Annotated in this window: 18 protein-coding genes; 12 read left to right on the forward strand and 6 right to left on the reverse strand. The window is 53.1% G+C overall.

The features are described from left to right. Positions 1–46 precede the first annotated feature (46 nt). The 6 genes from ACG98I_RS01220 to galE all read left to right on the forward strand — a co-directional run bounded on the left by ACG98I_RS01220 (position 47) and on the right by galE (position 5,918). Positions 47–502 carry a DUF3099 domain-containing protein gene (locus ACG98I_RS01220; protein ID WP_394717710.1) on the forward strand — a complete coding sequence of 152 codons (456 nt, stop codon included), beginning with the start codon at positions 47–49 and terminating at the stop codon, positions 500–502. A 57-nt stretch (positions 503–559) separates the two neighbouring features. Beyond that, positions 560–2,110 carry a methyltransferase gene (locus ACG98I_RS01225; protein ID WP_394717711.1) on the forward strand — a complete coding sequence of 517 codons (1,551 nt, stop codon included), beginning with the start codon at positions 560–562 and terminating at the stop codon, positions 2,108–2,110. Between the two features lie 55 nt (positions 2,111–2,165). Next, positions 2,166–2,630 carry a D-aminoacyl-tRNA deacylase gene (gene dtd / locus ACG98I_RS01230; protein WP_394717712.1) on the forward strand — a complete coding sequence of 155 codons (465 nt, stop codon included), beginning with the start codon at positions 2,166–2,168 and terminating at the stop codon, positions 2,628–2,630. A gap of 136 nt (positions 2,631–2,766) precedes the next feature. Continuing rightward, on the forward strand, positions 2,767–3,771 hold the full coding sequence (locus tag ACG98I_RS01235; protein WP_394717713.1) for a sigma-70 family RNA polymerase sigma factor: 1,005 nt from the start codon (positions 2,767–2,769) through the stop codon (positions 3,769–3,771). A gap of 336 nt (positions 3,772–4,107) precedes the next feature. Beyond that, a complete protein-coding gene (locus tag ACG98I_RS01240; protein WP_394717714.1) occupies positions 4,108–4,788 on the forward strand; it encodes an iron dependent repressor, metal binding and dimerization domain protein in 681 nt (226 codons plus the stop codon). A gap of 140 nt (positions 4,789–4,928) precedes the next feature. Further along, a complete protein-coding gene (gene galE / locus ACG98I_RS01245) occupies positions 4,929–5,918 on the forward strand; it encodes a UDP-glucose 4-epimerase GalE (RefSeq protein ID WP_394717715.1) in 990 nt (329 codons plus the stop codon). 16 nt (positions 5,919–5,934) lie between these two features. Here galE and ACG98I_RS01250 read toward each other — a convergent pair whose 3' ends face one another. Continuing rightward, on the reverse strand, positions 5,935–7,092 hold the full coding sequence (locus tag ACG98I_RS01250) for a DUF4192 domain-containing protein (RefSeq protein ID WP_394717716.1): 1,158 nt from the start codon (positions 7,090–7,092) through the stop codon (positions 5,935–5,937). Between the two features lie 258 nt (positions 7,093–7,350). Here ACG98I_RS01250 and ACG98I_RS01255 point away from each other — a divergent pair, with 258 nt between their 5' ends. Both ACG98I_RS01255 and ACG98I_RS01260 read left to right on the forward strand, forming a co-directional pair. After that, the gene (locus ACG98I_RS01255; RefSeq protein ID WP_394717717.1) at positions 7,351–8,325 is read left to right on the forward strand and encodes a PAC2 family protein; all 975 of its coding nucleotides are present in this window, start codon (positions 7,351–7,353) and stop codon (positions 8,323–8,325) included. A 26-nt stretch (positions 8,326–8,351) separates the two neighbouring features. Next, entirely contained in the window at positions 8,352–10,895 is a 2,544-nt protein-coding gene (locus ACG98I_RS01260) for a DEAD/DEAH box helicase (protein WP_394717718.1), read from the forward strand. On the opposite strand, the gene ACG98I_RS01265 is transcribed toward ACG98I_RS01260, so the two are convergent. Continuing rightward, a complete protein-coding gene (locus tag ACG98I_RS01265) occupies positions 10,892–11,434 on the reverse strand; it encodes a carboxymuconolactone decarboxylase family protein (protein ID WP_394717719.1) in 543 nt (180 codons plus the stop codon). The genes ACG98I_RS01260 and ACG98I_RS01265 overlap by 4 nt on opposite strands. Before the next feature lie 219 nt (positions 11,435–11,653). Here ACG98I_RS01265 and ACG98I_RS01270 point away from each other — a divergent pair, with 219 nt between their 5' ends. After that, positions 11,654–12,619, forward strand: a complete 966-nt coding sequence (locus ACG98I_RS01270) for a LysR substrate-binding domain-containing protein (protein WP_394717720.1) — start codon at positions 11,654–11,656, stop codon at positions 12,617–12,619. A 115-nt stretch (positions 12,620–12,734) separates the two neighbouring features. Here ACG98I_RS01270 and ACG98I_RS01275 read toward each other — a convergent pair whose 3' ends face one another. Both ACG98I_RS01275 and ACG98I_RS01280 read right to left on the reverse strand, forming a co-directional pair. Further along, positions 12,735–13,808, reverse strand: coding sequence for a hypothetical protein (locus ACG98I_RS01275; RefSeq protein ID WP_394717721.1), 1,074 nt, complete (start codon positions 13,806–13,808; stop codon positions 12,735–12,737). A gap of 175 nt (positions 13,809–13,983) precedes the next feature. After that, a complete protein-coding gene (locus ACG98I_RS01280) occupies positions 13,984–14,847 on the reverse strand; it encodes a hypothetical protein (protein ID WP_394717722.1) in 864 nt (287 codons plus the stop codon). Between the two features lie 278 nt (positions 14,848–15,125). Here ACG98I_RS01280 and hrpA point away from each other — a divergent pair, with 278 nt between their 5' ends. Next, a complete protein-coding gene (hrpA, locus tag ACG98I_RS01285; protein ID WP_394717723.1) occupies positions 15,126–19,046 on the forward strand; it encodes an ATP-dependent RNA helicase HrpA in 3,921 nt (1,306 codons plus the stop codon). Positions 19,047–19,061: 15 nt separating this feature from the next. Here hrpA and nrdR read toward each other — a convergent pair whose 3' ends face one another. Beyond that, a complete protein-coding gene (nrdR, locus tag ACG98I_RS01290; protein ID WP_394717724.1) occupies positions 19,062–19,517 on the reverse strand; it encodes a transcriptional regulator NrdR in 456 nt (151 codons plus the stop codon). An 841-nt stretch (positions 19,518–20,358) separates the two neighbouring features. On the opposite strand from nrdR, the gene lexA reads away from it, so the two are divergent. Beyond that, positions 20,359–21,066, forward strand: a complete 708-nt coding sequence (lexA, locus tag ACG98I_RS01295; RefSeq protein WP_394717725.1) for a transcriptional repressor LexA — start codon at positions 20,359–20,361, stop codon at positions 21,064–21,066. Positions 21,067–21,510: 444 nt separating this feature from the next. Beyond that, positions 21,511–22,314, forward strand: a complete 804-nt coding sequence (locus tag ACG98I_RS01300; protein ID WP_394717726.1) for a DeoR/GlpR family DNA-binding transcription regulator — start codon at positions 21,511–21,513, stop codon at positions 22,312–22,314. On the opposite strand, the gene ptsP is transcribed toward ACG98I_RS01300, so the two are convergent. Continuing rightward, positions 22,311–23,990, reverse strand: a complete 1,680-nt coding sequence (gene ptsP, locus ACG98I_RS01305; RefSeq protein WP_394717727.1) for a phosphoenolpyruvate--protein phosphotransferase — start codon at positions 23,988–23,990, stop codon at positions 22,311–22,313. The two genes, ACG98I_RS01300 and ptsP, sit on opposite strands and share 4 nt — an antisense overlap. Between the last annotated feature and the right edge of the window lie 223 nt (positions 23,991–24,213).

A 24,213-nucleotide genomic window follows, 5' to 3' on the forward strand; every position in this document is an offset into this window, starting at 1 on the left:
AGGGACATATCGAAATTGACGGTTCAGGGGTCTACGCTTGAGCACTATGAATTCTGGTCACGATAAGCGCAATGGCAAATCCGGCGCCAAGAGTTGGTGGCGCCGCAAAGAGTCTGTGCTCATTACCGACGCCAAAGTCTCTCCTGGCCAGGACCGGCATCGCCGCGAGATCGGCTATGGCATCTTACAGTTTTTGAGGGTGCCCGCTCTTTTTCTCACGGTGTGGCTCATTTATGCCCACCAAGCATGGGTGGCCGCAGCAATCATTTCAGCAATCACCATTCCATTGCCGTGGATTGCTGTGGTCTTTGCCAATGCCAAAGGCAACCAAAACGATAAGCGCGACCGCAACACGTATAAGCCGGCGATAGCCCGTCAGGCGCGGCAGCAGCAGGCATTGGCGGATGGCAACTATCAGCAGTTGGAGTTCAAGGACTCACCGCGGCGAGAATCTGACATTATTGACCATATCGATCCCGATGGCCCAACGCGTCCTCAATAATGCGGGCCTCCAGCCTTTATTTGATAGACCCAATCGCGAAGATTTAAGGATAACCAGATGCTTCAATTTTGCCCGCCGCTGAGCCCCGACTTTCCGCTGCATACGGTAGCTCCAGAATTAGTGTCCGTTTTTGAAAAGGCCGGGTTTAATACCCAGGGCATAGCAGCGCATCTTGGTCCGCAGGCAACAGAGGCGCTCTACCGCGGCGAGCCAGCCGCCGTGGAGGTTGCCACGTCAGGTGGCAGCCAGATGGATTTATTGATTCGTTTATTCTTGCTGCACGAGCAGGTTCCGGCCACCGCGCTTGCCGATGCCGTCGGCTCGCTGCTTGCCACCAAGCTTGTGGATTCGCACATCGCGCTTGCCGATTCTAACGGCATGGTGCACATCGCCCTGGATATTCGTTCCCACATCATTGACGGCACGAATAGGTGGGTCTTTTCCGATGCCGATGCGTCAGTGGTGGAACACGTCCCGGGCCCCGATCACGTGCTCGGCGTGGGCGCGGCAAGCCTTTCTTTGTTGCGAACTACTCCCACTACTCCGGTAGCATCCGTGTTGGACTTGGGCACCGGTTCTGGCGTGCAGCTTTTAGGTCAGTTGGATTCTGCTGAGCGCATCGTGGCTACCGATGTCCATGAGCGCGCATTAGCGTTGGCGCAGGCCACCATCGCAACCACGGATGCAAAGAATGTTGAATTCCGCCATGGCAGCTGGTTTGAGCCCGTGGCGGGTGAAAAATTCGACCGCATTGTTGCGAACCCACCTTTCGTGGTCGGTCTTCCAGAGGTCGGCCACGTCTACCGTGACTCCGGGCTCAATCTGGATGGAGCGAGTGAGCTGGTGGTCTCTCAGGCGGCGGAGCATCTCAACGAGGGCGGCACTGCGCATCTTTTGGCGGCATGGATTCATACTTCAGATAATGCGTGGCAACAACGCGTTGCTTCTTGGTTGCCTCAAACCGGTGTGAGCGCTTGGGTCTTGCAGCGCGATGTTGCCGACCCCGCGCTTTATGTCTCCACGTGGCTCAAGGATGAATCTATTGACCCACGCGGCAAAGAGGGCCGCAAGCGCTCACGGCTCTGGCTGGAGCACTTCCGGGATAATGATGTCACTGGCATTGGTTTTGGATTTGTGGCACTGCAAAAGATAGATGATTCCCTGCCCTCAGAAGTTACCGCCGAAGAGATTCCGCAGGCATTCGATGACGCACTGGGTTCTGAGGTAGAAGAGCACTTCCGCCGTTCCGCGTGGCTGCGCAATTTGCTTCCCGATGAAATCGGCGACAAGAAATTTGGACTTCGCCCAGGCGTTGCGCGTGAGGATATCGCGCTGAGCAATGATGAGCTCGGCTTCGGCTTTACTCGCGCCACCATGCGCTTAACCCGCACGGAAGGACCGCGTTGGACGCACGAAGTCGATGAACACCTCGCCTCCATCGTGGCAGGGCTTAATCCACATGGCCTCAATTTGCGGGAAACTGTGGAGCTTTATGCCGTGGCCAATGATGTGGATGCTGATGAGCTCTTTGCTGCTGCCCAGCCAGCAATCATTGACCTAGTCCGCCATGGCTTCCTCTACCCCACTGAACTCGGACCAGTCTTCTAATACCCACCTGAACCGACCTGGATAGACGCCGAAGAAAGGAGAAGTACGCTTCACTATGCGTGCTATTTTGACCCGCTGCCTTAGTGCCTCAGTCACCGTCGACGGTGACATCATTGGCGCATTCGATGCTCCCGATACAGGTGGTCTGTTGGCACTGGTGGGAGTCTCCACACAAGACATCGAATCTGGTGTCAATGATCCAAAGAGTCTAGAAGACAAGATTGACACGATGGCGCGCAAGATTGCCGAGCTGCGAATCTTGGATGGTGAGACCTCAGTGGAAACAGTTGGTGCACCAGTCCTTGTCGTGAGTCAATTCACACTCTACGGCCGTACCGCAAAAGGACGTCGCCCCTCCTGGTCTGATGCGGCGCGGGGCGAAGATGCCGAGCCAGTCATCGAAAAAATCAATGAAAAGCTGCGTGCGCGCGGGATTCACGTGGAAGAAGGCCGCTTCGGCGCCAGGATGAAAGTCGCTTCCGTCAACGATGGCCCCTTTACCGTAATGGTCGAAACCTAATCATATTAGGACACCCTTACCCCCGATCGGGTTGGGCGAAAGAGGCCAGATTCACTCTTTTAAGACGCTCGGGAACTAATTGGAAGCGTGTGCCGTTAGACCTAATGTAACCGGCGATTAATTCAGGAGGCCAACGATGACCGATGCATCTGCCCAGAATTCCCATGACACTCCAGAACATGACGAGAAGGAAGTAGACCGGGGTTCACGCCGCGGTCAGACCAATGACAATCCTTCTGCCGATCTCGTGCGCGTTTACCTCAATGGAATTGGTAAAACCGCACTTCTGTCCGCTGAAGACGAAGTTGAACTTGCACAAGCGATTGAGATTGGTCTTTATGCCGAATACAAGCTGGCGAATGCCGAGAAGCTGACCCGCGCCGAAAAGCGTGACATGAAAATCCTGGTTAAGGAAGGCAAGAAGGCACGCTCCCACCTGCTGGAAGCAAACCTTCGCCTCGTGGTTTCACTAGCCAAGCGCTACACGGGCCGCGGCATGCCGCTCCTAGACCTCATTCAAGAGGGCAACTTGGGCCTTATCCGCGCGATGGAGAAATTCGATTACGCCAAGGGCTTTAAGTTCTCCACGTACGCCACCTGGTGGATCCGTCAGGCAATTACCCGCGGCATGGCTGACCAGTCCCGCACGATCCGCCTACCAGTCCACTTGGTGGAGCAGGTAAATAAGCTTTCCCGCATCAAGCGTGAGATGTATCAGTCCCTCGGACGCGAAGCGACCAATGAGGAGCTCGCAGAAGAGTCCGGCATCGATGAAAATAAGATCGAGATGCTGCTGCGCCAGTCTCGTGACCCAGTTTCTTTGGACATGCCAGTTGGTGCAGATGAAGAAGCCCCCTTGGGTGACTTCATCGAAGATGCTGAGGCAACTGACGCTGAGACCGCAGTGGTTGCTTCTATGCGCCATTCCGATATCCGGGATGTCATCGACACCCTCGAGGAGCGCGAGCAAGACGTTATCCGCCTCCGCTATGGCTTGGATGATGGCGTTCCACGCACCTTGGACCAGATTGGTCGCAAGTTTGGGCTTTCCCGTGAACGCGTTCGCCAGATAGAGCGTGAGGTTATGGCGAAGCTGCGTGACGGCAACCGTGCAGCGCGCCTGCGTGAGTACGCCCTTTAAAGTCATCAATCTCAGCTGAAATATCCACCGATTACCTCGCCTAACATTCTGAGGTCGGTGGATTTTTACATCTTGAAATGACCAAAAATTCCGGGCGTTTTCTCAAATGAGCTATTTTTGCCCAGCGCACGGCACCAAAGGGAACATGCGTGCCATTCTGTGCTAAATTAAAACTAAAGCTTTCCTATACCGCTGAATTAATTAGACAAAATAATAACTGCACATAATCGCGAGTTTTGACCTAGGCTAACCACATGGTTCTGAAAGGTCTCGGCGGACAAAATGCGCTAGTGTGTAAGTAATTAGAATTTTCTTTGTTGCTGAAAGGGTCGCCACGTGAGGGACTTAGTCGATACCACAGAGATGTATCTGCGCACCATCTACGAACTAGAAGAAGAAGGAATTACTCCTCTTCGCGCACGCATTGCTGAGCGCCTTGAGCAGTCTGGACCAACCGTATCCCAGACCGTCGCCCGCATGGAGCGTGACGGTCTCCTGCACGTTCTTCCCGACCGTAGCCTTGACCTGACCGCAGAAGGCCGTGAACACGCGACCTCTGTGATGCGTAAGCACCGTCTGGCTGAGCGCCTGCTGACGGATGTATTGGGGTTAGATATCCACCAGGTCCATGATGAGGCCTGCCGTTGGGAGCACGTCATGAGTGAAGACGTGGAGCGCCGCGTCGTCGCCGTTATTGAGGACCCGTCCCTCTCTCCTTTCGGTAACCCCATCCCGGGACTGGAAGCACTGGGCGCAAAGGGCTCTGCTCCTGTGGAAGATAAGCGCGCCATTGATTTGCCACATGGTGAAGAACTCCCAGCCACTATTACTCAGATCAACGAAATCATCCAGTATGACGGTGACGCTTTCGTCGAGCTATATGCCGCCGGCATGACCGTTGGCTCTGATGTCACGGTGTGCCAAGACGGTGGCGTGGTGACTATCACCAACGATAAGGGTGCAAAGGTACAATTGGCGGATGACTACGCGCACGCGATTCGCGTCGCACTCCGTTAATCTGCACCACGCAGCAATCCCAGGCACACGGTGAGTCGTGTTCCTGGGATTTTTGCTTGTCAGGTCAATGTGGTGAGTTCCACCCTGTGCGTGTGGCGTGCCCATTTTTTAAGTACTCAACCTGTTTAGTAGGACATTGCATGAAACTTCTTGTTACTGGCGGAGCCGGATATGTCGGCAGCGTGTGTGCTGCCACTCTGATCGAGGCTGGCCATGACGTCACCATCATTGATAATTTCTCCACTGGCAACCGAGAAGCAGTTCCTAGCTCGGCTACGTTGGTGGAGGGTGATGTTGCTGACGTTGTGGCGGATGTTCTTGCATCGGGCGGCTTCGACGGTGTCATGCACTTTGCTGCCCGTTCGCTCGTTGGTGAGTCGGTGGAGATGCCAGCTGAGTACTGGCAGCACAATGTAGTAACCAGCCTGACACTGCTGGAAGCAATGCGCGCGAATAACGTTACTAATCTCGTCTTCTCCTCCACTGCTGCCACCTATGGTGAGCCAGAGCAGGTTCCCATCACGGAGCAGATGCCCACGCAACCAACGAATCCTTATGGCGCATCTAAGCTAGCGATTGACTATATGATCACCTCCTACGCCAAGGCTTATGGCCTGGGGGCTACCTCGCTACGCTACTTCAACGTTGCCGGCGCTTATGGCGAGATTGGTGAAAACCGAGAGGTGGAGACCCACCTCATCCCCATTGTCTTGCAAGTAGCCCTGGGTCACCGCGACAAGATTTTCATGTTTGGTGATGACTGGGATACCCCAGACGGCACGGCTGTGCGCGACTACATCCATGTCCGCGATCTGGCCGATGCTCACCTATTGGCATTGGAGTCCAACGCCTCTGGCGAGCACCGCATTTTCAATCTTGGCTCGGGCGATGGCTACTCCGTCAAGCAGGTCATCGAAATGTGCCGTGAAGTCACCGGGCACCCGATTCCCGCAGAGGTTGCAGCCCGGCGCGCTGGCGACCCGGCAACGCTGATCGCCTCTTCAGAGAAGATCCAGTCCGAATTGGGCTGGAACTCAACGCGTACCGATTTGCGCACCATTGTTTCTGATGCGTGGGAATTTACCCGTCAGCTTGGTGATCGAGCACATTCCGCCAAGCGCGTGAAGTAGCCCTTCAGCTGTTCTCCTATGCGGCGTCATCGAAGTCTGGGCGTTTAGCTTTTCCCTTCTTTTCGCCCGTCTGTTTATCTGCCCGTTGCCTGTCATGATGGCTGCGGGCTTGTTCACTTCCGTGATAGATATTGTCCACGCATTGCGCAGCTAGTCCGTTCAGGTAGCACTGCAACATGAGTGTGGTGAGCGAATGGGCACGGTCGGCGTCGTTGGAGGCGCTGAGTGCCATTCCTGCATACATTGGCAGTCCCCGCTTAATTTGTGCGGCGGCGTAGATGCAGAGGGCGTTGTTGCGGATAGTCCCCGTGAATGATTGAGAGACTGCAAGCATGATGGCTGCGGTTTCTTCGGGGTGGTCGAGGTAGGTTGCTGCAGTGAGGTCGCGGACGTAGGTATTAGCCATAGTCATGCTTGCGTATCCGAGCACGTTGACATCGTGGAGGCAGCTATCTGCTGCGTCAAAACCATAGGTGGTGGTACGGAAGATGACTTCTTCACATTCTTTGAGGAGCTGTTCCAATCCGTATCCATAGCGTGGGTTGGTCAGCGTGCTCTTTTCATACATGATGGCTGCCGCATGGTGTGCTTGCTGTTGGGTGAGCTTCAGAGTCTCTGCGTCTATGTGTGGGTTGCGCATGTGCAGGGGTGCGTGGGCTTCGTCGCGGTCATATCCTGGCAGGCGTCCTTCGCGGATATAAGGCTCCATGCTGATGGCGGTGACGATGGAATCGATATAGCCGTATTTCCATGCTGGCGGTATTTCGGGAAATGCCGGAATGCCGGGGACCTCACCGACTGATTCCATGTTCATCATCTCCCATGGCTCACCATCTGCAATTTCTCTGGTGTGCCATAGTCCGGCAACTGGGGCTTCGAGGGTATCTGCATGCTTGAAGATTTCGACGGTGACGTCGTCTAGGTCGATGCCCTCATCGGCGGTAATGGCAAATGCGAGTATGACTGCGTTGTGTTTATTGTCAACGGTGGTGAGTGCTTCTACGAGCGTGGACTCCATGTTGTTGATATCGAAGCGCAGGGTTGGGCCCAGTGAGTACGTGCCTTGGTCTTCTTCTAAGGCCATGAAGACAATAGATTCAGTTGGATAGAATCCAAGGATTCCGGGAATGTTTGCGAGCAATTGTCCAGGTGTTGTCAGTGTTGATTGTGTCATGGCTCAAGCTTCATATACTCAGCTCTTGTACACGAGGGCTATCGCTTCTTCACTGCCCTTTCTGTGGATAACTGGCTCTAGTTGTTGACGTTGCAACAATCTTTGTCCACAGGCGGCGCCCTTAATGGACATCCACGGGCCCGGTTTGCACATATGTAGCTGCGTTTGGCCTAGAATAGTCGGACAAGCACCACGAATTACGACCGGAATACTTTATTAATGAAGTGTGTTGTATGTGGTAGCAAGAGGAGGTTTATCATGCAAGAAAACGAACGTCGCATGTATGAGTTGGAATATCCCGCACCACCGGTTGATCAGGGACCAACGCTAGTGGTGGCAATGCACGGTTATGCCGATGCAGGCCTGGCGGTTGAAGCCAGCGCAGACCACCTCAAGGCGGCTTTGGAGTCACGTCCATTAGCCACCTTTAATTCTGATGAGCTCATTGATTATCGCTCACGCCGCCCAGCGGTCACTATTGATATTGACCAGCCGGTTGAAGTTGAGTCTTTGGACTTGGATATTCGAGTGCTCAAGGACACCGAGGGCAAGCCTTTTCTTTTGCTTTCTGGTCCCGAACCGGACTTGCGTTGGGAATCTTTTACCAAGGCTGTCTCCGAGCTCGTAACTCGCTTTGATGTGCAAAACACCATCTGCCTTTACGCAGCGCCTATGCCTGTGCCCCATACTCGCCCGCTGGTGGTAACTGCACACGGCAATTCAACGGAATTGGTCTCGCGCATGGTGCGCATGGAGTCCAAGATGATTGTTCCAGGCTCGGCGTCTTTCTACATCGAGAAAGAGTTGGCTAAGCGTGGGCGCAATGTCGCCGGCTATACGGCGCATGTTCCGCACTATTTGGCTTCCTCGCCTTATCCACACGCTACTTTCGAGTTGCTTGACGCAATTTCGGGTGCGGCTGGGGTGAAGCTGCCGTTGAAGTCTTTGGAGCATGACATTGAGCGTGTCAACACCCAGCTGGAAGAGCAGGTCAATGACTCCGAAGAAATCGTCCAGGTCGTTCACTCGCTTGAAGACCAATATGACGCCTATATGGAGCGCTACCGCAATGAGCATCCGCAAGCGATTATGCCGGGTGAACAGAACATTCCAACTGGTGAGGAAATTAGTGCTGAGTTTGAGCGCTTCCTCGCTGATTTAGGAACGGTTGATGACTTCTTAGCAGAAGATATTGATGACAGTGAGGACTCCGGGCCTGAGGATGACTTCTAGTCACTGCAGTAGCTAAGCTGGGTGGGGTGAACCTATCCCAGATGTTGCCTGACTTGGAAGAAGTACCTGAATCCCTCGTTGATGATGCCGTGTGGGACACGTTCCTATCATGGACTCAACAACGGGGGATTTCGCTATACCCAGCACAGGAAGAAGCTTCCTTAGCACTGCTGGCTGGTGACAATGTCATCCTTGCCACCCCTACCGGGTCGGGTAAGTCAATGGTGGCTAATGCTGCGCACTTTATTGCCATGGCGCGTGGTCAGCGTTCTTTCTACACAGCGCCGATTAAAGCACTGGTGAGTGAGAAGTTCTTCGCATTGTGTGAGATCTTTGGTCCGGAAAACGTCGGCATGATGACCGGTGATGCCACTGTCAATGGCAACGCCCCTATCATTGCCGCCACCGCAGAAATCGTCGCCAATATTGCACTGCGCGATGGTGCGGATGCCCAGATCGATCAGGTTGTAATGGATGAGTTCCACTATTACTCCGAGCCTGACCGCGGCTGGGCATGGCAGGTGCCGCTTCTGGAATTGCCTAAGGCACAATTCCTGCTCATGTCGGCGACCTTGGGTGATACCGAGTGGCTAGAAAAAGACCTCACGTCCCGCACCGGGCGTGAGACCACGTTCGTCGGTGGCACCACCCGCCCTGTCCCCCTGGATTTCTCTTATACATTCCTCGCGGTACATGAAACAGTGCAGGAACTTCTGGATGCAGGCAAGGCTCCCATCTATATCGTGCATTTCTCGCAACGTGAAGCATCGGAGCGCGCCCAGGCGTTGACTTCTTTGTCTGGATTAATCAGCGCTGAAGAAAAAGAACTCATTGCCAAGGAAATCGGCACTTTTCGCTTCACCACAACCTTTGGTAAAGATTTATCCAAACTAGTACGCCGCGGTATTGGCGTTCACCATGCAGGCATGCTCCCGAAGTACCGCCGCTTGGTCGAACGTCTTGCGCAAAAAGGTCTACTCAAGGTCATCTGCGGGACTGACACTTTGGGTGTGGGCATCAACGTGCCTATCCGCACTGTCTTGATGACGGGATTAGCCAAATATGATGGCCGCCGTGAGCGGATCTTAAAATCGCGCGAGTTCCATCAAATTGCTGGCCGTGCCGGCCGCGCTGGATATGACACCGAAGGCACCGTGGTGGTCGAAGCACCTGAGCATGAAATTGAAAACGCCAAGGCTCGCCAGCGTCTGAGCAGTGATCCAGCCAAACTGAAGAAGCTGAAAAAGAAATCCGCCCGCGATGGTTCTGTGACATGGTCGGAGAAGACCTTCGACCGCATCATCAACGCTGAACCAGAACAGCTCACATCGCAATTTAAAGTCTCTAACTCTATGTTGCTCAATGTCCTTGCGCGTCACGGTGATGGATATGAGCACATGAAACATTTGCTGCGCACCAATCATGACACCCGCACACAGCAGAATAAACATATTTTGACGGCACTGGACCTTTTCCGGGGCTTAGTCAACGCGGGCTTGGTTCAGCGTTCCACCAAGGGCCTCGATATTTACGGTCGCCCTTATCATTTGGTACGTGAGCTTCCCCGAGACTTCGCATTGAACCAACCACTATCACCATATGCCTTGGCCGCCCTTTCTTTACTGGATAAAGAAGAGCCGACTTTCTACCTGGATGTTATTTCCGTGTTTGAGTCCATCCTGGATAATCCACGCCAGGTATTGCAGGCACAGCAATCTCAGCGACGAGGTGAGGAAATTGCAGCACTAAAAGCCGACGGTGTCGATTACACCGAACGCATGGCAATCGTTGAAGATATCACGTGGCCAAAGCCTTTAGAGGAGCTTCTTGAGCAAGGCTATGACACCTTTGCCGAATCTAATCCCTGGGTCAAAGAGTTTAAGCTTTCGCCGAAGTCTGTCGTGCGTGACATGTTGGAAAACGCCATGACATTTTCTGACCTTATTGCCACCTATGGGCTGGCTCGTTCAGAGGGCGTGGTGTTGCGTTATCTCACGGATGCGTGGCGCACATTGCGTCAGTCCATTCCTGATGAGTACATGACGGATGAACTCGCCGATGTCATCGAGTGGCTCGGAGAAACCATCCGCCAGGTGGACTCCTCACTGGTTGATGAGTGGGCAGAAATGACCGGTGAGGATGCTCCGATTTCGCAGGAGACCTTGGAGCGTGAGCTGGCATTCGGCGTGGAAGACCCGACGGCACTAACTGCCAATCGCCGTGCTTTTACCATCATGGTGCGCAATTATCTTTTCCGTCTCGTGCAGCTTTTCGCACTGGAAAAGGAAGATCGTTTGGCCGAAATCTTGGATTATCTGGAAGATATTCCGGACTTCGGTGCGGCATTAGATGATTACTTTGATGAATATTCCGATATGGAGACCGGTCCCGAAGCACGCGGCAAAGAGTTCTTCCGCCTAGGAGATACCTCCGGACGCATATGGGATGTCCGCCAAATTATCAAGGACCCACAAGGTGACCACGGCTACCAGTTTGTTGCCACAGTCGATTTGGATGCCTCCGATGAAGCTGGCGAAGTCCGCCTAGCTAACCTGCGGATTGAATACTAATCACCCTGGCCATCGCCTATTTCCTGCGCCATCGCAATAGCCTGGGCGATGGCTTCGATGACCGCAGCAATCTTCACAGCTTCCCACACCTGAAGTTTTTCTACACCAGCTGTCTGCGCAACGCGTGAATGCGCTTGGATGCATTGCTCACAACCGTTGACCGCAGATACGGTGATCGCCCACAACTCATAATCAGCTTGGCTGACCCCCGGCGCGAGGTTGACCCCATTGCGCAAGCCAAAGCGAATGTCATCAAAATCTTCACCCAGCCAGTGTTTTGCACGAAAGCCATAATTATTCAAGGTCATCACCGTGACACACGAGGCCACGACCTCTAAAGCGCGGGCATCCAAGTTCTCTTGGGCCTCTTTCCGCGCGGGCCCCAGCACCAAGTGATGGTTGGCGGTCATTGCGGCGGCCAAGATGCATCCCCATCGTTGTTGCTCCGACAATGTTGATGAGTTGAGTAGCGCATCCAGATTTCTTCTCTGGTCCCGTGCAAATTCAGGGATACGGCGCTTAAGCTCTTCCAATGCCATCGGGGATACATTCCTTCATGTCAAGGCCCATCAGGGTTAAGGTGTGTGGATATATCTGACACCATACTCATGTCATGGGTAGCGAGTGGCGCAGGCCAGTAATGTAACCAACCATCTATTACCGATGGATATGCGCACACTACCTGCAATTAGTTGAAATGGTTATCAATATTACTCCGATTTATAGTTTGTCATATCAGTTGGTGTAGAGTTATAGGCATGTTCGATAAAGAGTACCGCCCGACTCTGGCTCAGCTGCGCACCTTTGTTACCATCGCCGAAAATAAGCACTTCGGTACTTCCGCCCAGAAGCTTAGAATTTCCCAACCCTCCCTATCTCAAGCCCTTGTTGCCCTAGAGCAAGGCCTTGAAATTCAGTTAATCGAACGCTCCACCCGCAAGGTGATTGTCACCTCCGCCGGTGAGCGTCTACTCCCCTTTGCCAAAGCCACGCTCGAGGCTGCTGATATCTTCATGACCCATGCCCGTGGCGCGCATGGAGAACTATCTGGCCCATTGACCATCGGCATGATCCCCACGGTCGCGCCTTACGTTCTGCCGCAGATTCTCACGGAGATTCAAACTCAATTCCCTGAGCTTGAGCCACGCATTGTGGAGGAACAAACCAAGCACCTGACGCAGAAGCTGCGTGATGGCCAGCTAGATATGGCTATCATCGCCCTGCCCGCCGAAGGCGCCGGACTTGTCTCCGTTCCTTTGTACCGCGAGCGCTTCGCGGTGGTTCTCCCGGACGGCCATCCACTTGCTGGCCGTGAAGACGTTACGTTGGCCGAAATCAAGGACTTGGAGCTTTTGCTTCTTGATGACGGACACTGCTTACGCGATCAGATCATGGATCTGTGCCGCCGTGCAGATGTCAATCCTTCAGATGCCACCAACTCCATTACCCGTGCTTCATCTCTGACCACCATTATCCAGCTAGTATTGGGCGGCTTGGGCTCTACGCTGCTACCAGAGTCAGCAATCAGTACTGAGTACTCCAATGACAAGCTCAAGCTCGCTACATTTGCTGATGATGTCATTGCTGAACGTGAAATCGGTCTAGTATTCCGTGCTTCGGCTGCCCGCGGGGAAGAATTCCGTCACTTCGGCGATTTAGTGGTTCAAGCGTATGAAGCTGCAATCGCACGCTCCCGTGAGGTACTCGCCTCCAAGACAAAGTAGTCAGCAACTACTTCTTCACTGCTCTTTATCGCATAAAGCTGTGTGGCCCCACCCTTAATGGTGGGGCCACACAGCTTTCATTATTCATTCCCAAGCATCAGGGCGAAATGGACCTCTAATATGCGCTGTCACCAAAACTCTGCTCAACACTATCCGCCGGAACTGGACCACCAGCAATCTGGCGGTAGGCATGTGCCTGAGCCAAAAGATACACCGGCATAGCAATGAACATGCCCAATCCCAAGGTAAAGATGGTGATAACCACCATGAGGAAACCCATCGCAATATTAAAACCGAGCAATGGAAAGAAATTTACCGTACCATTTTGAAAACCATTTTTAATCGAGCCAATAACTCCAGCGCGGCCATCGGCTGCGTACCACGGCATCAATTGGTAGAAAGGCGTGGCGCACAGAACAACAATTATGAAGAGCAGGAGACCACCAAAGGCGGCGCCCGCGTGGTCAACGAATGCTTGCATGATGGCGTCCTCATTCGTGCCGGCAGCTTCCAAGGCAGAGAGGATGCCGCCAAAAGCGACTTCCGTAAACACTACGGAAACTACGATTCCCACTAGCCACATGACCAAGAGAATGCCCAGAGTTGGCAGGAAGTGAACATCCTTGCCTATCTTGCCCCACCCATTGTCACGGGTATCAACTTCCATCGTCGCCAAACGATAAATGAATGGCATCAATGCCAGCGAAATTACACCGGTGATGCTGCTAGCCCAATCAGTGCCCACTTGGAAAGTTCCGTCGGCCTGTGCCGGAGCAGGTGCAATCATGCCGATGATCGCACCGAGAACCATAAATACCAGCAAGAAAGCAACGGACCCCAATAGCCACAACTTGGCGTTGGTGAATGTTCTTTTGAAACCGAATCCGATCGCTTTAAAGACCTGCAGCTTGCCATGGGTCTGAATCAGCGTCTCGTGCCCATAACTCTGACCAAAGCCTTGATCCGAATAGCCGGCACCACCAAATTGTGCGCCGCTATATCCAGTAGCTCCATAATTCGAGTCATACCCCGAAGAATAAGGTTGGCCGTACCCAGGCTGGCCATATGACGATTGACCATAGCCGGGCTGATCCTCCGGATGATTAGTCGAACCATACTTTGGCAGGTCCCCAAAACCATCACCTGGGTCCCAGTTTTCGTCATTATTTCCGCTATACGGAGTACTCACGGCTATCCCCTTTCTCAAGCTATTTCGCTCACATCAAACGACTACGTAGGCCATCCGCTTCATCTCCAGCCTACCTTCAGCGATAAATACTGAGGCGACCAAAATAAAAATATTACCGTTTGGGGATTAAATCGGAAACGTGTTCTTGCTCATGTCCTTGAAAGTGCAGTGTGTGTTACTCCCCGGTTTCCGAATGTGGTGGCTTTCCCGCAATTTGTCTAAAAGCATGAGCCTGAGCAAGCAAGCAGACCGGCACGAAGACTATTAATCCCAGTCCAAGCGTTAAGGGGATCAGGATAACCACCATTATTGAAAGTACGAGGTTTAAGCCAAGCAAGGACGTGTAGTGTTCCTTGCCGCGGCGAAATCCGCTGCGAAAGATTGCCATGACTTCGCCACGCCCTTCCGCCCCATACCAGGGCATCAACTGGAAGAGCGGTACTACCAAGAATGCTCCTACAAGAAGCAGCACAACCAGCAAGAGCCACGGCCCAGTGTAATCGACGATGGCCGTCCATTCCGCCCCCTCAGCCGCGTCTGAGAGTGCAAAAATCGACCCGACAAATATGCCAAATAGTAAAATGGATAAAACAAAAATAAACGGTATCCACATGATCACCATAAGAATGATGACCCCTAGGGCCGTCCCTTGGTGAACATCTTTGCCCAAGTTTTTCCGCCGATTATTCTTAAGATCAAGTTCCATCGTGGCCAGACGAAAAATGTACGGCACTACAAACATCATCAGGATATTGGCTATGTTGCCAACTATCTGAAAACCAAGTTTTATGAAGCCGTGAATACGAGGACTAGACGCTATCAGCACTCCGGTTAGTGCACCTAGGGCAGCAAATACCACGATGATCACCAAGGCGCCAACTAGCCACAATGAGGCATGTGAAAACGTGCGCCCAAAGCTAAATCCGAGCGCGTCAAGAACGCGAAGCTCGCCAAGATTGTGCTGGTTCGCTGCGTCCCCAGAAATACCCTGCAAACGCTCGTGAGTGCCGTCTTTCGCCGCGTCATCGGAGATACTCAAGGTTTATTCCTTTCAGCCCATTCCACCCCAAATTTAGCGTGGGAACTTGCGTACGGGCGTCCTCAATCCCGGCGCTTCTCCTCTTCACCCCAATTTTCTTCGCTCCCAACCAATCCTGCGTGTAGGAATCCCGAGGTAGAAGCAAAATTTGCACAGTCCTGCTCAGCTTCATCACAGTTTGAATAAGAAGGACATGAAATGCTTGGTGCGGCCAAGCGCTTCGTAAAGGCAGCAAACTGGGGAAAGGGGCTGATAGCGGGTATCATTTTCCACTAGCCATGACTAATAACCACAGTGATAATCCACCACATGCATCCGATGCACACTTGAGCGCTCCAACTCGTGATGAGTTGTTTGAGCGCCTTTCACACGTGTCGCTAACGGAGGAACGCTCTTTTCGACGCCGCTTGTCTAAGGCACGGGCACCGAAAGCGTTAGCCGCCATCGGCGCAGACATCGATAAGGCAGCGCAGCGCGTGACCACCATCGACGCACGCGTGCCTGAGATCGTGTACCCGGATACGCTGCCCGTTAGCGAGCGCAAAGATGATATCGCTGAGGCAATTAGCAATAACCAGGTCGTCATCATTGCCGGTGAAACTGGCTCTGGTAAGACCACGCAGATCCCGAAGATTTGCTTGGAGCTAGGACGTGGACGTCGCGGACTCATTGGCCATACGCAGCCACGCCGTTTGGCAGCACGCACTGTTGCTGAGCGTATCGCTGATGAATTGAACCAAGATCTTGGTGAATCTGTTGGTTATGCCATCCGCTTTGATGATCGCGTCACCAATACCACTGCGGTTAAGCTCATGACAGATGGTATTTTGCTGGCTGAGATGCAGCGGGATCGGTTCCTGAATGCTTATGACACGATCATTATCGATGAGGCTCATGAGCGTTCACTGAATATTGATTTTCTCTTGGGATATCTCAAGCGTTTATTGCCCAAGCGTCCTGATCTCAAGGTGATTATTACTTCAGCGACCATTGATCCGGAAAGATTCGCTGAACATTTCGCTGCGCAAGACGGCACACCGGCGCCAATCATTGAGGTCTCTGGCCGTACCTATCCAGTAGAAGTGCGCTACCGACCACTGCAATTTGAAGTAGATGGCAAGCTCGTGGATCAAGACCCGCTCGATGGTCTGTGTGAAGCAATCGAAGAGCTCATGAAGGAAGGCCCAGGCGATATCCTGTGTTTCTTCCCCGGTGAGCGTGATATCCGTGACGCCATGGAAGCCATTGATAGTCGCCGTTGGCGCGGTGTTGAAGTCACACCGCTCTTTGGCCGCCTCTCTAACCAAGAACAGCACCAGGCCTTTAGCCCGCATTCAGGCCGGCGCATTGTGTTGGCCACCAATATCGCTGAGACCTCATTGACGGTCCCCGGCATCCACTATGTTGTTGATACCGGTACCGCACGTATCTCACGCTATTCCACGCGCACTAAGGTACAGCGTTTGCCCATCGAACCCATCTCACAGGCATCCGCCAATCAGCGTTCCGGCCGCTGTGGACGTATCGCTGATGGCATTGCCATTCGCTTGTACTCCGAAGACGACTTCGCATCGCGTCCGGAATTCACGGACCCAGAAATTCTGCGCACTAACTTAGCCAGCGTGATTTTGCAGATGGTGTCGTTGCGTTTGGGCGCGATTGAGAAGTTCCCCTTCGTACAACCACCAGAAGCTAAGTCCATTCGGGATGGCATCATGGTTCTCCAAGAGCTTTCTGCCATTGAGAACACAGAAAAAGACGGCCTGCCGCAGCTAACCAAGATCGGTCAGGATCTAGCGCGCATTCCAGTCGACCCACGTATGGCGCGCATGCTCGTTGAAGCTCAAAGCTTGGGCGTGCTTGCCGATGTCTCCGTCATCGTCGCTGCAATGACCATTCAGGATGTTCGCGAGAGACCTTTGGAATACCAGGCTCAGGCAGACCAAGCGCATGCGCGCTTCAAAGACAAAGCTTCAGACTTTATGTCGATGCTGCGTCTGTGGGACTATATTCAGGATTCGCGCGATGAAATGTCGGGCAATGCGTTCCGCAAACGGATGAAGAAGGAATTCCTTCACTACATGCGGATCCGTGAATGGTTCGACTTGGTGCGGCAGCTCAATACCGTCACCAAGCAAATGGGCTGGACTGCTAAGGAGGCTCAACGTCAACCTGATAGCATTCACCAGTCACTCTTGTCTGGTCTGCTGTCAAATATTGGTGCCCGCGACGGCAACTCCAAGGAGTTCTTTGGCGCGCGTAATACCAAGTTCCTGATTTTCCCAGGTTCGGCTCTTGCCAAAAAGCCGCCCGAATTTATCATGGCGGCCGAGCTCGTCGAAACCTCTCGGCTTTGGGCACGCGATGTGGCCAAGATTGATCCAGCATGGGTGGAAAAACTCGCTGGAAACTTACTGCGTCATAATTATTCGGAACCCACCTGGTCCACCAAGCGTGCCGCCGCGATGGCAACGCAGCGTTCAACGCTTTATGGCGTCACTGTCGTTGCAGATCGAACGGTGCCGTATCACCGGGTCGATCCGGTTGCAGCCCGCGATATGTTCATTCGTGAAGCACTTATCGGTGGCAACTGGAATACCCACCACCACTTCTTCCACGACAACGTCAAGAAGCTGGAAGATGCCGCTCAACATGAGGAGAAGGCCCGCCGTCGTGGCATTGTCGTTGATGAAGACACTCTCTTTGACTTCTATGACAAACGCCTACCTGCCAAAATCACGACGGGGCGTTACTTTGACTCTTGGTGGAAGAAAGAACGCCACAAGAACCCGACGCTTCTGGACTTCGATCCAGATAGCCTGCTCAATGAAGACGCCTCAGTTACCGAGGAGGCTTTCCCTGATAAGTGGAAGCAAGGTTCAATTGAATATGAACTGACGTACCGCTTCGAGCCGGGCGATCCGCTAGACGGCGTGACCCTCATGATTCCGGTACCGCTCCTAGCGGGTCTAGAGAAGAAGGGCTTCGATTGGCTAGTACCTGGATTGCGGGAAGAATTAGTCACGGAGCTGATGCGCACGCTTCCTAAGGCATTGCGCCGCTCAGTCGTGCCTGTTCCAGAATTCGCCCAGCGGGCTCTACCAAAGTTGATCCCGTATGAAGGCGACATCACGCAGCAACTTTCAGATGTCCTCCGTTCACTTGGCGGATCAGGCATCTCAGCGTCCGACTTCCGCCCTGAAGCCCTGCCAGCACATTTAAAGTTCAACTTTGCTGCAGTCGATAAGAAGGGCAAAATCATTGACTCCGATCGCGATCTCGCACAGCTGGTAACACGGCAAGCTGGTTCAATTACGTCCTCGGTGTCACAATTAAGCCGTTCGCAGGAATCTGAAGCTGTCGACAAATGGACCAACGATACCCTCGGCACGATCGAGGAAGAAGTGTCGACCGTCGTTGACGGCCATGAAGTCACCGCGTACCCAGCTCTCGTGGCAACTCCTGAAGGTGTTGAGGTCAAGGTGCACGCCACCAAGGCCGCCGCTGATTCAGCGATGATCACCACGACGTTGACTCTGCTCATGCGCGATATCACCGTCAATGCCCAAAGCATGGTCAAGGGCCTACCCTTGCAGCAGCGCGTCGCAATTGATAATTACGGCAGCAAGGAATTAGTCAATGACGCGCGTGTGGCATCGATTCGAGATTTGATGATGGAAGTGGGAGGTCCAGTCCGCGACCCAGAGGCATTCCACGAATTGAAGATGAAAGTTAAACCAGAAATTCCGGGACGAGTGCGCCAATCTATTGTCGCACTGGCTCCGGCGATGGTGGAATATGCCCGGGTGAAAGACGAGCTCGACAAATGGACCGGCCCAGCAATTGATGACATGAAGAAACAGCTCGAGTTCCTGCTGCCACCGCATGCAATCACGGTTCACGGGATTGGTCACCTGCGCCATCTCCCCCGCTATCTCCAGGCAATGAATATTCGCATGGAAGAAATGGGCATCGATCCGGACAAAGACGCGGACCGACAAGCAGAGGTGGAAAATGCCCATGCCTACCTGAACAATAGACTGCGCAATCTTCCCGCAGGTCGCGCTAAGTCACGGGAAGTGAAAGACATCCGATGGATGATTGAAGAGCTGCGCGTGTCTCTTTTCGCCCAACGTCTCGGCACAGCACATGCTGTGTCACTACGCCGGATTCAAAAGGCAGTCGACAAACTGAAATAAGTGCCGACGCGAGTGCTACACGTCCCGCTCGCGCCGGCGCATGAGTCGAATTTCAGACTCGAAATCATCGGCACTATCGAAAGATTTATATACCGATGCGAAGCGCAGGTACGCTACCTCATCGAGATCGCGCAGCGGATCTAGGATTGCGAGGCCAATATCATTGGCGTTCACCTGCGAGCTGCCGTGGCTACGCACACGCTCTTCCACTTCTTGGGCAAGACGCTTTAACGCATCATCGGATACATCGCGGCCTTGGCATGCACGTCGCACACCGCGGATGAGCTTATCGCGGCTAAAAGGTTCAGCGAGGCCGTTCCGCTTAACGACTAAAAGAATGGCCTTTTCGACCGTGGTGAATCGCCCTTGACAGGACGCACACTCGCGTCGGCGCCGAATCGACGACCCCGCATCTATGACACGGGAATCGATGACTCGGGATTGTTCATGATGGCAAAAAGGGCAGTACACCAAGCGTCCTTACTCAAAAGATTCTCACGCTCTAAAAAGCGTTGTTGAAGAGATGACTTGAACTAGTGTACTGCCCTTGTTGCATTTAATTAATTGATGCAGCTTGCCCATCGTAGTGGGCAAGCTAGCCCTCACTTCACGCGGTTTGACTATCGCGCGAATACCTCAGTAGTCGCCGAGGTGCTGCTGATAGTAGTTTCCGGAGCGACTGGCTCTTCCCCAGCATTAAATCCAGTAAAAAGAATGCCGAAGAAGATCGCCATACCGAACATGCCCCCAAGCGCAAGGTTACTTCGAACACTTGCACCTGATGCCGAATCCTCGCGCGAGCAGTTTTCAGAACCTAGAGGACGGTGTTCGAAATTACTTCGCTGTACTGTTCTAGTTACATTACCCAGGGTGCGAACGTTGTTTACTCGAGGAGTCGAATTGGAAGGCTCCCAGACTGCGGCGGCTGGGACCACCCTAGAGCGACCGGTAGAGAAGGAAGAAGTGCGAGCTGAATAGATTTTTCCTCGGTCAAGTGCGATAGCCATGTTGATATCCTTTCGGTTATGCGAGTGAGTTTATCCAAATAGCCAGACACTGGATTTCGACATTCGCGCAACTGTTCGATTTATTGGGTATGTTCGATTTATAACAGGATTTCGAAAGTTTGTCCACATTTGGCGTGGAATAGTCGAACATGAGCACAAAACGTGCTACAAATGGGGTATCGCCTTAATTGGCACAATCTTTGTCCAATCCCAGCCGTCCACCCATGTGAAATCGCCGAACATGACTTCAGCACAAGCACCATCGCGAAGGCCGAATGTTTACGTAGCCCAAGGAGCTAATAGATATGGCTAAACCACGAGGAGTTACTCCCCGCCCTGACATCTCCGAGCTGTCACCACGCCAGCGCCGGATTCTTGAAGTAATTAAGGATGCGGTAGTTCTACGTGGCTATCCGCCAAGCATCCGCGAGATTGGTGATGCCGTTGGGCTGCAGTCCACCTCTTCGGTTGCGTACCAACTGAATCAACTGGAGCAGAAAGGCTTCCTGCGCCGCGATCCCAATAAGCCACGCGCGGTAGACCTTCGCCAGTTCGCGATGGATGATGAGCCTAAACCTGGCCGCAAGACTACTGCGCCCGCCCCTGTTGACGAGGGGCTCCCAGAGACCGCCGCAGGCGTTAGCTACATCCCTGTGGTTGGCCGAATTGCGGCAGGCGCCCCTATCACGGCCGAGGAGAACGTAGATTCTTACTATCCTCTACCTGATGAGATCGTGGGCAAGGGTGAGCTGTACATGCTCAAGGTTGTCGGTGACTCGATGAAGGATGCGGCAATCCTTGACGGCGATTGGGTTATCATTCGGTCTCAGCCCACAGCCGAACCAGGCGACTTCGTTGCGGCATTGCTGGACAATGAAGAAGCTACCGTGAAGGAATTCCACCAGGATTCGAGCGGTGTTTGGCTGCTTCCCCACAATGAAGCATTCGCACCAATCAACGGTGATAATGCTCAGATCATGGGCAAGGTAGTTTCGGTCATCCGTAAAATCTAGCCGGCAGCTGACCTCAAGAAGGACCGTTTCCCCGATTCATGTTGGGGAAACGGTCCTTCTTGCTGACGGGTGATGTGAGAAATGACCAGCACTCTACCCCCGAAATGGTAAACTTCGCGCCATCTTCAAACACAGATAATCCCACATTATTTCCTTCACGTTTCAACACCTTGACCGCGCAAAATACCGCGACAAGCAGTATAATTTCGACACAAGCGGCCCAGAATAGAGTAAAGAAATCTGTGTTTATTTCTGAAATCCGTGGCATTGTAGAGAGAACACAGCCAATTCTGGACACAACTCCACATCGGTCTTCCATCCGTGATGTTTCACCTCGCTGCCGATTAAGGCAATGAAGACTTTCATCTGTCGCTCGTACCCGTGAGGTACCCAGACATCACGTTAACGATCCGTCCACCATGAGCTCGCGAGAAGGGATATCACATGTACGCAGAGGAACGTCGCCGACAAATTGCTTCAATGACCGCCGTTGAAGGCCGGGTTAATGTCACTGAACTCTCCTCTCGCTTCGATGTCACCGCAGAAACAATTCGCCGAGATCTGGCTGTTTTGAATCGTGAAGGAGTTATTCATCGTGTACACGGCGGTGCTGTCGCCTCGCAGTCGTTCCAGACTTCCGAGTTAACATTAGATACTCGCTCTCGCTCAGCAACGAATGCAAAGATGGCTATTGCTCGTGCGGCAATGGACTTTTTGCCTCAAGGACATGGCAGCATCTTCTTAGACGCTGGTACCACTACTTCTGCAGTTGCTGATCTGATAGGTCAGCATCCCACTGCTCACCAATTGTCGATCGTATCTAATAGCTTGCCAATCGCACTTTCACTGGCAAATAACGGCATTCAATATGTCCAGTTGCTGGGTGGCACTGTCCGAGCAATCACCCAAGCTGTCGTCGGTGATACCGCGCTGCGCACCATGGCTCTGTTGCGCGCGGATGTCGCTTTCATCGGCACCAATGCATTGACGCTCGACCATGGATTATCCACCGCGGATGCCCAGGAAGCGGCAATTAAGTCCGCTTTTGTCACTAATGCCCACAAGGTCGTCGTCTTGTGCGATTCATCGAAATTGGGCACTGACTACCTCGTCAGCTTTGCACCTATTTCCGATATTGACGTAGTGATCACTGACTCGGGAGCATCAGAAGTCTTCCTTGACTCCCTGCGCGATCGGGAAATTGAGGTTGTTATCGCAGGGGATCGCGATAACAACTCTGATGATTAGTCCGTGAAGCTCTCCAGGACGCCACGGACGGCTTCACGTGCCTCAGATGCACCGATGGAGTTAATAGCTGCCGCTGCCATCTCTTGGCACTGCTCTAAAGTAACTTCGGCAAGCTGCGCGCCTACTCCAGCAATTGCGGTGGACGCTGCAGACAAGGAATTGACGCCAAGGCCGACCAGTACACATGCCAGGAGTGGATCGGCGGCCGCCTCTCCGCAGACACCCACTGGTACGTTATTGTCAGCACCGCCGATACAGGTGTGCTGAATCAGGCGCAGAACCGCTGGCTGCCAAGGGTCGGTCAAATAGGCCAACTGTGGTGACAAGCGGTCCGCTGCCATTGTGTACTGGGTTAGGTCATTAGTACCGATGGAGACAAAGTCCAAGTGTGGCATGATGGTATCTGCCATCAACGCAGCGGCAGGAACCTCAACCATCGCTCCGGGGACGAGCCCACGTTCACGGCACAAATCTGCAAACCACTTTGCCTCGGTCGAGGTAGCAACCATGGGCGCCATTACCCAAGTCTGTGCGTTATCACTTCGCTCTGCAGCTGCTTGTGCAATCGCATCGAGCTGACGAGTAAGCAGCGATTCATTATCGCGTGCGATACGCAGGCCGCGAACACCTAGCGCTGGGTTTTCTTCATCATCCAACGTCGCGTAAGAAATTGGCTTATCAGAACCAGCATCGAGGGTGCGGACAACAACCTTCGAATCAGGAAATGCCTGGAAAACCTTGCCATAAATCTTTGCTTGCTCGTCGACTGAAGGCTCCGAAGACGCAGAGAGGAATGACAGCTCAGTACGGTACAAACCAATTCCTTCGGCTTGTGACTGTGCTGCGAGGCGGGCCGCGTTGCCGTCTGCAACATTCGCTAGGACCTGGATAGCATGGCCATCCTTCGTCTGTGCCGGGCCGGTCCACTGTGCGATCTTTTCCGCACGCTCTTTGTATTCTTCGACCGCTTGAGCAGCTTCTTCTTCATTGGCATCAGTGCTAATGGTGCCCAGTGCACCATCGATGAAGAGCACGGTAGAAGATTCAATATCGCGCAAGGACTTCCCCACTGCAACAATGCATGGGATATCAAGCTGGCGAGCGATAATTGCAGTGTGGCTGGTCGGCCCACCGAGCTCAGTAACCAGGGCTTTGACATGTGCGGTATCCAGCGTTGCCGTATCTGCTGGCGCGAGATCGTCAGCCAACAAAATTGCTTCGCCCTCGATATGCGGAAGGCCTGGCTCTTCTTCACCGCGCAGTTCAGCAATGACGCGATCGCGCACATCGCGAAGGTCTGTGGTTCGTTCAGCCATGACACCGCCGGCAGCTTCAAACATTGCAACGAACTTATCGGTAGCGCCAACAACGGAGTATTCGGCATTGTGGCCAGAGAAGATGTTCTTCTTCACGGCCTTATGCCACCCACGATCTTTCACCATGCCTGCTGTTGCAGTAAGTACTTCCTGTGCATGGCCCTCTGCGGCTTCGGATCGTTCAGTAAGGCGCTGCGCTACTACGTCTGCCGCGGCTGTGAAACGTTCAAACTCAGATTCGCGCACCTCTTCAGAAATTGCTTCGCCTGGCTGCGGTAGTTCGGGTCGCGGACGGACCCAAACAGCTGGGGCGAAAGCGACGCCTGCGACAACGCCAGTACCATTAATGGACTTTGACATGGTTATGTTCTTCTCCCTGGTCTTTCTTGCGTATGAAAATGCGCATTAAAGGTGTGAAGTGAATTATTGCAAAATCTCCATGATTCCACAGATATACCACAGAATATCATTGACAATCGGACATATTCGGGCAACAATCAACATTGACGAGTATTTGCCCAAGCATAACCTCAAGCTTCCGATTTTTGCTTGAGTTTTGCCCCAATATAGCTAATTTTTGGAG

The sequence above is a fragment of the Corynebacterium sp. L4757 genome (assembly GCF_043673995.1).
GTDB lineage: Bacteria > Actinomycetota > Actinomycetes > Mycobacteriales > Mycobacteriaceae > Corynebacterium.